This is a genomic window from Spirulina subsalsa CS-330 (genome assembly GCF_028330765.1).
Classification (GTDB): Bacteria; Cyanobacteriota; Cyanobacteriia; order Cyanobacteriales; family Spirulinaceae; genus Spirulina; species Spirulina subsalsa_A.
The window spans coordinates 1-11734 of record NZ_JAQMTY010000275.1; the positions used below are offsets into that span (position 1 = coordinate 1).

The 11734-nt window shown below is 54.3% G+C and carries 10 protein-coding genes and 1 pseudogene; 4 read left to right on the forward strand and 7 right to left on the reverse strand.

The window, feature by feature from the left end; all coding sequences use genetic code 11:
• Positions 1 to 54: 54 nt before the first annotated feature.
• Positions 55 to 471: a hypothetical protein gene (locus tag PN477_RS19080; protein ID WP_272121608.1), complete on the reverse strand. Its 417-nt coding sequence runs from the start codon at positions 469 to 471 to the stop codon at positions 55 to 57.
• 53 nt (positions 472 to 524) lie between these two features.
• Between PN477_RS19080 and tnpA the strand changes: the two genes are divergently transcribed.
• Positions 525 to 944, forward strand: a complete 420-nt coding sequence (tnpA, locus tag PN477_RS19085) for an IS200/IS605 family transposase (RefSeq protein ID WP_272121609.1) — start codon at positions 525 to 527, stop codon at positions 942 to 944.
• Between the two features lie 377 nt (positions 945 to 1321).
• On the opposite strand, the gene PN477_RS19090 is transcribed toward tnpA, so the two are convergent.
• Both PN477_RS19090 and PN477_RS19095 read right to left on the reverse strand, forming a co-directional pair.
• Positions 1322 to 2188 (reverse strand): 6-pyruvoyl trahydropterin synthase family protein, encoded by an 867-nt coding sequence (locus tag PN477_RS19090; protein WP_272121610.1) that lies wholly within the window; start codon positions 2186 to 2188, stop codon positions 1322 to 1324.
• Between the two features lie 81 nt (positions 2189 to 2269).
• A complete protein-coding gene (locus tag PN477_RS19095; protein WP_272121612.1) occupies positions 2270 to 2668 on the reverse strand; it encodes a 2TM domain-containing protein in 399 nt (132 codons plus the stop codon).
• Between the two features lie 334 nt (positions 2669 to 3002).
• On the opposite strand from PN477_RS19095, the gene PN477_RS19100 reads away from it, so the two are divergent.
• Positions 3003 to 3548 (forward strand): PadR family transcriptional regulator, encoded by a 546-nt coding sequence (locus PN477_RS19100; RefSeq protein WP_272121614.1) that lies wholly within the window; start codon positions 3003 to 3005, stop codon positions 3546 to 3548.
• Here the strand turns inward: PN477_RS19100 and crtH are convergent.
• The 3 genes from crtH to PN477_RS19115 all read right to left on the reverse strand — a co-directional run bounded on the left by crtH (position 3545) and on the right by PN477_RS19115 (position 9475).
• The gene (gene crtH, locus PN477_RS19105) at positions 3545 to 5083 is read right to left on the reverse strand and encodes a carotenoid isomerase (protein ID WP_272121616.1); all 1539 of its coding nucleotides are present in this window, start codon (positions 5081 to 5083) and stop codon (positions 3545 to 3547) included. The two genes, PN477_RS19100 and crtH, sit on opposite strands and share 4 nt — an antisense overlap.
• Before the next feature lie 417 nt (positions 5084 to 5500).
• Positions 5501 to 6331, reverse strand: a complete 831-nt coding sequence (locus tag PN477_RS19110; protein ID WP_072620785.1) for an ABC transporter permease — start codon at positions 6329 to 6331, stop codon at positions 5501 to 5503.
• 204 nt (positions 6332 to 6535) lie between these two features.
• Positions 6536 to 9475, reverse strand: a complete 2940-nt coding sequence (locus PN477_RS19115) for a calcium-translocating P-type ATPase, PMCA-type (protein WP_272121619.1) — start codon at positions 9473 to 9475, stop codon at positions 6536 to 6538.
• 234 nt (positions 9476 to 9709) lie between these two features.
• On the opposite strand from PN477_RS19115, the gene PN477_RS19120 reads away from it, so the two are divergent.
• Positions 9710 to 11233 carry a phytoene desaturase family protein gene (locus tag PN477_RS19120; RefSeq protein WP_272121621.1) on the forward strand — a complete coding sequence of 508 codons (1524 nt, stop codon included), beginning with the start codon at positions 9710 to 9712 and terminating at the stop codon, positions 11231 to 11233.
• A 66-nt stretch (positions 11234 to 11299) separates the two neighbouring features.
• Positions 11300 to 11629, forward strand: a complete 330-nt coding sequence (locus PN477_RS19125; protein WP_272121623.1) for a glycerophosphodiester phosphodiesterase family protein — start codon at positions 11300 to 11302, stop codon at positions 11627 to 11629.
• On the opposite strand, the pseudogene PN477_RS19130 reads toward PN477_RS19125, so the two are convergent.
• A pseudogene (locus PN477_RS19130) lies at positions 11619 to 11734 on the reverse strand (IS5/IS1182 family transposase); the annotation flags it as partial. The gene PN477_RS19125 and the pseudogene PN477_RS19130 overlap by 11 nt on opposite strands.

The following is an 11734-nucleotide window of genomic DNA, read 5'->3' on the forward strand; positions in this document are numbered from 1 at the left end:
ATTAAAGGACTCGCTGTCGCTCGATTTGTTTGTTGGTGCAAATTCATCTCGCCACTAAAAGGCACGTCCGCCGTTACCTTCGGTAACTCTACTCGGACTCGCTTTATAGTGGGAGTCTTCTTTGCACATTTTAAGATAACGGGTGATGTAGCTGCTGACCTGCCCAATGGCAAAGCTGATGGCGGCTCGGCGATAGTAGCTGGGGAACTTGTAAAATACCCCATCCATGGACGGATACTTGACCACAGGATGTTTAGCGGTTGCGTGGATTAAACGCTCTACCGCAGGGATTTGTTGCTGTGAGGATAAACCGCCCAACTCTGACCAATGGGTGAAGACAATGCCTACCAAATACCGACAGAGCCGACGGTAGACTTTCACCGTTTCGCCAAACAGAACACGCTGTTGGGCGGTTGGGTTTAATGTCCACTTATCGGTTCTGATGATTTTGGTGGGCTTCTTGACTTTCATCGAAGGATTGTAACATAGTGACACTGTGTAATGTCCGTCAAAAAGGTTGATGTATGGTAACTACGCTCAGGTCGTTCTCTCACAGTGTTGCACTCATCAAGGTGCATATTGTGTTTGTCACAAAGTATCGGCATCCTGTCATCACCGAAATGATAGAAGCTGACATTAAGACACTTACTGAGAGCATTTGTGCTAAAAGTGACTGCATCCTTGAGAATGCCAAAGCCGATCTAGGCACAAGAGACCATATCCATTTGCTCATCGACCTCGCTCCCAAAGTATCAGTGTCCAGGCTGTGCAACACCATCAAGACTGTAACCAGTCGTGAAATTAGAAAACGCTATGCTGAACAACTCAAGCCCTATTATTGGAAGCCTGTTTTCTGGAAACGTGGGTTTAGTGTCATCTCTTCTGGCGGTGCTCCACTGTCTGTTCTCAAACAGTACATCGAGAATCAAGGCTATGACGACTAAGACCCTACCGCTCCTTGACCCCCACCTCGCCGCAGGCAGGTGGGGGAGTGCGTCGCTCTTTTTGTTCAAAGTCCCTCTCCCGTACTGGGCTACTGCTTATACATAACGTTCAAATGTTGGACTCGTCTGCGTTTGATCCCCCTAAATCCCCCTTTTTAAGGGGGACTTTTTTGCGTTCCCCCCTTTTTAAGGGGGACTTTTTTGCGTTCCCCCCTTTTTAAGGGGGACTTTTTTGCGTTCCCCCCTTTTTAAGGGGGGCTAGGGGGGATCGAGAGAAGGTGAACATCGTTAAGAGCAGTTTGTGTATAAGCAGTAGCCCTTACTGGGAGAGGGATTTAGGATGAGGGCAAAGGTGGCGTTTGGATCGAGAGTTGGGATTAAACCAAGGCGGGGGCTGCGATCGCGCCTAACCCGTGGGGAGCCGTCGCCGTGCGGCAGAAAATTTCCGCCGAATTATTGGGGCTTTCAATCAATTTGACGCGATCCAACTCCACCCCCAACGCCGCGAGAGGAGCTTGCAACGTTTGGGCGACATACATCGCAATATTTTCCGCAGTGGGGACAATCTCTGCAAAGCAGGGAATATCTTTATTCAGGAACGTGTGATCCATCGGTTCGACGATTAACCGATCCACCACCTCCTGAAACGCCGTCAAATCCACAATCATTCCCGTGCGCGGGTCAATCGTCCCCGCCACACTCACCTCTAAATGGTAGTTATGACCGTGGCCATGGGGACGGGCACATTTACCGTAAATTTCTACATTTTGGTCATAGTCTAAACTCTCCAACGCCAGACGGTGAGCGGCGCTGAAGTGGGTGCTAATCGTTAGGGTTGCGTCCATATTATTGCCGGCGTAGGTGGCCCAAAGTTCAGGATGTTCAAAAAGTTGAATGTTAATTAAGGGAAGGTGAGGCGCGAGACGCTGCCAGATCACCCGCGCCACATTTTCCGTGGTGGGGAGGGTCTCTTCAAATTCTGGCCACACGGTATTGAGATAGGAAAAATTGAGGTCTTGGATCACAGCATCCCGGATGGCCGCTTTCACCGCTGAGAGGTTTTGCACCATGCCGTAGTGATCCAGTTCGCCCGCGAGGGACACATAAAGCGTATAGTTGTGGCCGTGACCCGGAAAGCGACTACAGGCCCCGAATTTGGCTTGATTGTCCGCCTCACTCCATTCGGGCAGCCAATAACGATGGCTCGCCGCGAATTGCGCTCGGCGGTGAATAATACAGTGCATAAAATGTTGTGTCAGTGTAAAGCTTTGTAACCTGTACTGACTAGGATAAACGATCGCTGGAAGCCATGGCCGGGATTCGGCCTAGGATTTTGAGGAAGAGAGGGTCGGGTGAAGGACGAGGGCTAAGCCCCAACCCACGATGGGATAAATCGCCCAGGATAAGCTCCCCACAATGATCAGGTTTAAGGTCACGAGGCCCGCATTCACTAAGCAGTAGTTCAGCCAGGATTGATGGTCGATGGCTGGTGTGGAGGGTTGGACTGGATCGGGTTGGGCGGCGCTATGGGGGGGCGTGGCGAGCCAGTCTTCTTCGATGATGTGGAGGTGTTCGGCGGGAATGTTGAGTTCGCGGGCGAGTTGATGGAGCCGGGCGGGGGAATATTCTACTGTTTTGCGGCAGGCGAGGGCGGACTGGACGATGTAGTCGATGCTTTCGGCGGAATAGCGGGGGATATAGTGTGAAGGTTGTGGGGTCGTCATGATGGGAACAGGGGTAAGGGGCTGGGGCGGCGGGGTAGATGCCGACAGGGTGTCAATGCTGATGAGAGTGACGATCGCACGCGAAACGCGATCGCATCAAACTAAACGGATGGAGATTAAAAAGACTGACGGCGCACTGATGATTTAGGCGGTGGGTCGCAATGTTTTTATACAATTACGACGCTATGCAACAAATTGCATTTAACTCTAGTGTATATTCAGCAGATTACCTACGTCAAATATGCGCCGAATATGGTATGTAGGGTGACACACCCTAGGGTGCTGATGCCGGAGTCTGATCACGGCGACATTTCCCTGATTCACCACGACCACCATGTCTTTGGAATATGCCATTTTATCGACGTTATTCGCGTCGCCCTGTAGCGGTTATGACCTAGCCAAGCAGTTTGATGGTTCCCTCGGTTTTTTTTGGCAAGCCCGGCATCAACAAATTTATCGCGCCCTTAACAAGCTCGAAACCCAAGGCTGGCTTGTGGCTGAGACGATTCCACAACAGGGAAAACCGAGTAAAAATATCTATGCTCTCACCGCTGCGGGTCGGGCGGAGTTGCAGGCGTGGGTGCAGTATCCTTGCGAGCCGCCGATGCTGAAAAATGAACTGCTGCTTAAACTCTTTGCGGGGGAATTACTCTCGCGGGATTGTGCGATCGCCGCCCTCACTCGCCATCGTCAACGCCACTGCGATCGCCTCACCACCTACGAACTAATCGCCCAGCAAGACTATCCCGACGTGGCGCAACTGTCCCTCGCGGAGCGGATGAAGTACCTCACCCTCCGCAATGGCATCCGTTACGAGCGCGATCGCCTGGCCTGGTGTGAAGAAGCGATCGCCCTCCTCGCAGCCACCCCCGACCCTTAAACCTGCCCCAAATCCGCCGCCACCCGATGGGCACAGGCAAACCCCGAAAACGCCACCGCATTCAGCCCCTGCCCCGGAAACGTGCTATCCCCCACACAATACAGGCCCGGAATTGCCGTGCGGTTAAAGGGCATCGTCAACAGCCCCGGCAACTTACGGCGAGGAATTGGCCCATAGGTGCCATCCTCCCGACCGAGAAAGCGGCGATGGGTGCGGGCTGTGCCGATTTCCAGATAATCCACCTGATCGCCCAGACCGGGGAAAATGGCCTCTAGGCGGGTGATCAACCGTTGGGCCGCAGCGGTTTTTTTCGCCTCATAATCCGACTGGCTCAAGTTCTGCCAAGCGTCGATCCAACTGGGGGTAAAGGTGTGGATGATGTGGCGATCCGGTGGGGCAAGGCTGGGGTCGAGGAGGGTGGGAATCGAGACGAAGATCGTCCCTTCCGGGTCTTCCATTTGGGCCCAATCTTCGAGCAGGATATGGTGGCATTCTGTCCCCGCTGGCAGGGCGGCGGCCTTTACCCCTAAATGCACCGAAAGGAAACTGGGGGATTTTTGGTAACGGCTCTGCCAGCGTTGCTCACGGGCGGGGAGGTTTTCCGGGGGAAGGAGTTTCTCGAAGGTGTCCCAGCGGGTGGCGTTGGAGATGACCCGTTGGGCGCGGAGGGTTTCCCCCGTGGCGAGGGTGACCCCCACGGCGCGATCGCCCTCGATCAGAATTTTATTCACCCGTGCTTTGTAGCGGATTTCGCCACCATGCTGGGTGAGGCCGGTGGCGAGTTTTTGGGCAATTTGGCCCACGCCGCCTTTGGGGTAGTTGATGCCGCCGTAGTGGCGATCGCTGAACACCATCCCGGCATTAATCATCGGAGTTTGTGCCGCCGGAACCACCGACCAGCAGTAACATTCCATATCAATAAACTTCAGCAATTCCGGGTCACTGATATGGCGGCGGGCCACATCTCCCACATTTTGCGGCAGATATTTCACCAACCCCAAGCAAGCCCAGGGACGCTGAAAAAAGATGCGGAACAGGTAGCGGAATTCCTCTAAGGACAGCAATTCCATCACATTGAGACAGTTAAACACCGCCCAACATTCATCGTAGAATTTGCGAATCCCGGTTTTTTCCTGGGGGAAGCGATCGCACAGTTCCCCTAAAAATTGCTCATAGTCCCGGTGGACTTTAATCTCTAAATCATTGGGCAAATGGTAATGAATTTGGCAGGGGTCGGGGATCGTTTCAATCTCCTGATCCACCGCCGCCAGGGCGCGAGTGAGCAGGTTCGTCGTTCCTTCCGTCCCAAACCCAAAAATCATCGACGCGCCCACATCAAAGCGATACCCCTCCCGCTCAAAATATCCCGCACTTCCCCCCGGAATTAAATAGCGTTCGAGCACCACAACGTTCATGCCCTTGGCGGCTAGTTGGGTCGCGGTGACGAGGCCGCCAATCCCAGAGCCGATCACGATCGCATCGTAGGACGAGGGTGCTGAGGAGACTTGTTGAACATTATTTTCAGTTACTGTCATTTCGGTTAGGGGGTGTTGCGCCCGACGCGAAGCTTAAAGTTTTGTAAATTTTCCTTAGATTAGCATTTTGTGGGGAAGCTCAGGCGCGATCGCTCCCGATCCACCAAGCCTTGTCTTGACTAACGCGAATAGTTGAACACAAAAAGGTGGGACTTGACCTCGGCCAAAGTCCCACCGGCTGAATCCATAACAGAGAGGAGAACACTGAAGACATTATGTCCTTATTGAAAATAAATGTCAATAGATTTCTGCGGAACTTGGCAACAACGCGCCCAACTGAGTCGGGAGCATCCTACTTTAGGATCGGGCAGGAGTGAGCCAGAGGCTCACAGTCCCATGGCTGTCATCCTCCTGGTGTGCGAGCGTCTCGCTCGCTGCTCTGCTCAGGGGATCAAAGTCAGGCTAGGTCAACCGCCGTTAATCTCGTTGATTGGCGAATTTGCGGGAACCCCAGAAGGACAGAGCGATCGCTACCGTGAGCAGAATCGGGATAGAGTACCAGGGAAATTCCGACAGGGGCGCGTAGGCTGCCGCCCGTAATGCCGTGGTGGTGTAGGTGAGGGGCAAGCAATAGACTACGCCTTTTAACAAGAGGGGTAAGGTGGCGGGGTCAAAAAAGGTCGCGCCCAGAAACGACATCGGCACAATCACGAAATTATTAAACAAGCCCACACTTTCGAGGGACTGCACCGTTAACCCAGCAATCACCCCCAAGCCAGCAAACACAGCACAGTTAAGCACCACCACCAGCAAAAAGAGCGGATTAATGAAGCTCCACACTTTGCCCGTGAAGAGAATCGCCACCACGAGCACCGATCCGGCGGTCATTAAGCCCCGGACAATCCCCGCGAGCATTTTCCCCAAATGGAGGGCGAGGGGATGGATCGGCATCAGGAGCAGTTCTTCAAAGGTTTTGCTGTAGAGGCGATCGCCACAAATCGAAAACGTCGTACCGCCAAAACTAATCGTCATCGACGACAGAGCAATCATCCCCGGCAAAATAAATTCCAGATAGTTATCCCCCATCGGCGCATCCATGGCTTGATCTAAGGCACTGCCCAGCCCAAGACCAAAGGCAAGGATATAGATCAGGGGTGAAATTAAGCCCGTAGACGCGACCTGGAGCACCCGCACCCGCAGATCCAGCCAATCCCCCCAGAAGATGGTCAGGGTATCGACCCACAGGGTTTGGACGGCGCGGGGTTGACGAAGCGATGGGCGGGATTGAGTGAGTTCAGCGTTCACCATGGATTCCTATGCACAATTCAGAAGCGGTGATCTTACTTTACATTTCTTGGCGAAGGAGCGATCGCAGCTTCACCCCAAACGCATCAATTTCCAATCACAAAACTGCCCTGACGTGCGATCGCATGTCAGGGCAGTTAGGACATTTAGAGACTTTGAAGGGGCTTAAGCCCCTTGTCTGTCCTAACCCGTTAGGATGCCCGAAAGTTAGGGCGTGCCCTGCTGACGATGGCGTAACCAGCGCCATCCCTCCCCGATCCAGAGCACCACGGATGTACCCCCGATAATCTTGAGCCAATCCCCGATATTCAGGGGCACGGTGCGAAACACATCCCCTCCGAATTGAATGATCAACACTTGACCGACAAAGATCGTTAGGGCAATCCAGACAAAGCCTTGGTTATCCAAAAGCCCCTTAAATGCGGACTGCTGCACGCCTAGACAGCGGGCATTGAACAGGTTCCAAAACTGCAAAAAGACAAACACCGCAAAAAAGACCGAGAGTTCATAGTCTGTCATGCCGCCTTGGTTGAGATACAGCAAGAAGCCCACCAAAAAGACTAAGAAGATTCCCCCGGTGATCAGGATGGTTCGGGTCATTTCTGTTGAGATGATGAAGTCTGACGGGGAGCGGGGTTTTTCTTCGAGGACGCGGCGGGAGGGGGGTTCAGTGGCGAGGGCGAGGGCGGCAAAGGTGTCCATGATCAGGTTGACCCAGAGCATTTGGGTGACCGTGAGGGGGAGGGAGATGCCGATAAAGGGGCCGAGGAGGGCAATCCCCAGGGCGACGACGTTGATCGTGAGTTGGAAGAGGATGAAACGCTGGATGTTTTTGTAGAGCGATCGCCCCCAAACCACCGCATTAACAATACTTTTAAACGAGTCATCAAGGAGGATGATGTCGCTGGCATCTTTGGCGATCGCTGTCCCGCTACCCATGGCAAGGCCGACCTTGGCCTGCTTCAACGCCCCGGCATCATTGGTTCCATCCCCGGTCACGCCCACCACTTCGCCTTGCTCCTGGAGTAATCGCACCAGGCGTAATTTATCCAACGGGATCGCTCGTGCCAACACCTTCAACTCTTGCACCGCCTGCCGAGCGTCATGATCACAGAGAGCACGGAAGTCTTTGCCACTCATCAAGGCGTAGGGGTGTTGAATCTCGCTGTCATCGTCCCATAGCCCGATTTGGCGAGCGATTTCCTGGGCGGTTTCGGTGCAGTCGCCGGTAATGATTTTGACTTGAATGCCCGCCTGTAAACAGACTCGAATGGCATCGGGCACTTCATCCCGGAGCGGATCTGCGATCGCCACAAACCCCAGCCAACAGAGCGAATGGGGCAGTGCCTGGTTATCCTCATCCGGCCGCATCAAATTATCCGGCAGTCGGGTATAGGCAAACCCCAACGTCCGCATCCCGCGAGCTTGGTAGTCGTGCAACATCTCCCGGATCGGATGTTTATTGCTGAGGGGAAACATCCCGTATTCCGTCATAATATGGGAGCATTTTTCCAGCAACACCTCCGGCGCTCCCTTCAGGTGCATGATCTCCTCATTCAACACCGCCGAATGTCCCAAGGTCGCCATGTATTTCGTCTGGGTGGAAAACGAAAGGCGAAACTTAATATCTAAGCCGCGACGCAAACTAATGTAGTCCTGCTTGTGCTGATCCAACCACAGGAGCAACGCCCCTTCCGTGGCATTACCGATCACCGTGGGCGCACTCCCTGGCTTTTTATCCAGATCGGCGGTGCTATTCCCCGCCATCCCTTCCCCGATTAACCGGGTGGCGCGATCCAACTCCGCCACCTTGCGGCTATGGAGGCTGGGGAAATTCACCTCATGGATACGCATCTGGTTTTTCGTCAATGTCCCCGTTTTATCGGAGCAAATCACCGTAGCTGCGCCAATGGTTTCACAGGCGTGCATCCGCCGCACGAGGTTATTACTCTGGGCCATGCGTTTCATGCTGTAGGCCAAAGATAGGGTGACGCTCATGGGCAGGCCTTCCGGCACGGCTACCACAATGATCGTGACGGCCACCATGAAATATTCCAGCAACAGTTGACCGACGTGGGGCGGTAGCCATAGCCCGGAGGGGGGCGGCAAGGTTTGCGTCAGGGTTCCTAAACCAACGCCCAGACCCAAGACGGCGAGACCCCCCGCCAAGGCCTTTAACCAACCCTGAAGGGTTTCCACATCCAGCCAGCTTGGAACGTCTAGATCCTCATCAATCAAGTGCAGACCGTCATAGAGGACGGGGAGCCAGACGGGAATGAGTGTCACTAAAATTGCGGTAATGACCACCGTTAAGAAATAGCTTTGGCTGCCGGTGAGAGCGAAATCTTGGGTGATTAAACCGCGCAAGAAGAGGGCGACGAAGATGGTCGCGGCGAAGAAGAGTCCGACGACACCGATCAATTCGCTGAGGCGTTCGAGTTGTTGGTTGAGGGGGGTTTCCTCGCCGGCTTCGACGGTGGCGATCGCTGTGGCGAGTTGGCCGATTTCGGTGCGATCGCCCACTGCCGTCACCACATACAGCCCATTGCCTTGATCCACAATCGTGGTGCGATAGACCATGTGGGGCGGGTACGTGAATTCGGCTGGGTTGTTGAGATCGAGTTCGGGGCGGCTGAGTTTGCGGACGGGTTCGGATTCGCCGGTAATTTTGGACTGATTGACGAGGAGGGACACGGCTTCGACCACTTCGCCATCCGCCGGGATTTCTTCCCCCTGTTCCACATAGATCCAATCACCCACCACCACATCTTTACGCGGAATCGTGGTAGGGTGTCCGTCCCGGATGACGCGGACTCTGGCCTCATCAACGTAGTGATTGAGAATTTCAAAGGCTTGGTTGGCGCGATATTCATTCACAAAGGCCAAACTCGTGGCGAGGAAAATCGCCGCTAAAATACCCAGGCCTTCGATGAATTCACCTTCGATCGCACCGACCGCGATCGCAATCACCGCCGCGATCATTAAAATCCGAATCACCGGATCTTCAAATTTACTCAGCAGCAACACCCACCACGGTTCACGGGGCGGTGGGGTGAGAACATTAGAGCCATGAGTTTTGCGACTTAGTTCAACTTGTGCAGTGGTTAGGCCTTGAGGCGGCGATGGTTGCGATCGTGTCTGGGTCATTGGGGCTTGGGCAGACAACGGGAAAGAGTTTGTTTTATCGTAATCACTGAGCAACTGAGCAAACCAAAGTGATTTTAATATCTCCCATTGTAGGAATGAAACCCTTGGCAGGTCGTGAATTTGTTATGAAACCTCATGTTAATGGCGATCGCACCTCAGGCTCACCCCTGGGATCTGGACGCAAAAATTCAATCTGATCTTCAATATTCACCCCATCTCTAGAGCAGTTCCCCCATGAGTCAACCTGATGTGATTGTCATTGGTAGCGGTATTGGTGGCCTCTGCTGCGCCGGACTCTTAGCCTATTACGGCCGCGAGGTCTTGGTCTGTGAAAGCCACAGCCAACCGGGAGGCGCAGCCCACAGCTTCCAACGCGGAGGCTATCAGTTCGATTTCGGCCCGTCCCTCCATTCGGGGCTGACCCGCTGGCCGTCGAGCAATCCCCTCCAACAGGTGCTCCATCTCCTAGGGGAATCGGTTCCCTGTGCCACCTACACCGGTTGGGATTGCCATTTACCGGAGGGCCAGGTGCGGGCCACGGTGGGCGCAGAGGAGTTTTGTGATCTGTTATTGGAATTACGGGGGGCGATCGCTGTCCAACAATGGCGCGAACTCCAGCGCGTCATGGCTCCCCTCGGTGCTGCTGCCACCGCCATTTCCCCCGGTGCGTGGCGCTGGGATTGGCTCGCCCCCCTCACCCTCGCCCGTGCCAGCCATCATCTCCTCGACCACCTCGGCGCATTCCGCCAGATCACCACCCCCTTTAGCCGCATCGTTGATGAGGTGGTCAGCGATGCCTTTCTCCGCCATTGGCTCGATCTCCTCTGTTTCCTCCTCTCCGGCTTCCCCGCCAGCGGCACGAGTACGGCGGAAATGGCGTTTATGTTCGCCGATTGGTATCGGCCGGGGGTGGTGTTGGACTATCCCCTCGGCGGCAGTGGGGCGTTAATTGATGCCCTCGTGCGCGGCGTGACGAAACACGGCGGCGAGGTGCGCTGCAATGCCACCGTTGAGGAAATTTTGATCGAATCGGGGCAAGCCGTCGGGGTGCGACTGCGGGGCGGTGAGGAAATCCGGGCGAAGCGAGCGATCGCCTCCAATGCCTCAATCTGGGACACGATCCGCCTCATCCCCAACCCCAACCTCCAAGCCAAATTTACCCCACCCCCCGCCTGTGACAGCTTCCTCCATCTCCATCTCGGCTTCGATGGCGCAGGCTTAGACCATCTCGACTGTCACGGCATCATCGTCGCCGATTGGGAGCGCGGTGTCACCGACCCGCAAAACGTGGTCGTGTTCTCGATGCCGTCGGTGCTTGACCCCACCCTCGCCCCACCGGGTCACCAGGCCCTCCATGTCTACACCCCCGCCACAGAACCCTTTCACCTCTGGGCCCCCCTCGAACGGGGCAGCGCCGCCTACAACGCAATGAAACAGGAACGCCTCGCCCCCGTCTGGCAGGCGATGGAACGGGTGATTCCGGATTTGCGCGATCGCTGTGCCGTCACCCTCGAAGGCACACCCTTAACCCATCGGCATTTTTTAAGGCGCGATCGTGGTTCCTACGGCCCCGCCATCTCCGCCCAAACCGGCATTTTTCCCGGCTGCCACACCCCCATCCCCAATCTCCTCTGCTGCGGCGATTCCACCTTCCCCGGCATCGGTGTCCCCGCCGTCGCCGCCAGCGGCATGATCACCGCCAACACCCTCGTTTCCGTCTTCGATCACCTCAAACTTCTCGCTGATCTAGACCGCTAAACCATCCAATCCCTCAACCCGGCGTTGTTGCAGAAGAGAGGCGAAAAAATTAAACGAGGTTTATGGATGATGAATTGGATTGTGAATACACCCATTGCTCACCGTGGATTACATAATGACTCTTCTGTACCGGAGAACTCTTTAAAAGCATTTGAACGTGCTGTAAACAAAAACTATCCTATTGAATTAGACATCAATCTATTGTCTGATGGAAATCTAGCGGTATTTCATGATCAGAAGTTAGAAAGAATGACAGGGATTCGTGGAAGCATTTTTGCTCAAGATGCATCTACAGTCAAAACAATGAGGCTATTTGAAACCGATCAGCATATTCCACTCATTGAAGAAGTATTTGAGTTGGTAGAAGGTATCTGTAAAGAAAAGATTAAACAGTAAGGCGTTTGAGCATTAAAGAGGTCATGGCTTGATAGACGAAACACTCACTCATTTGGGGAAGGCGCTCATAGTCTTTACTTAAACGGCGATGCTTACCCAACCAAG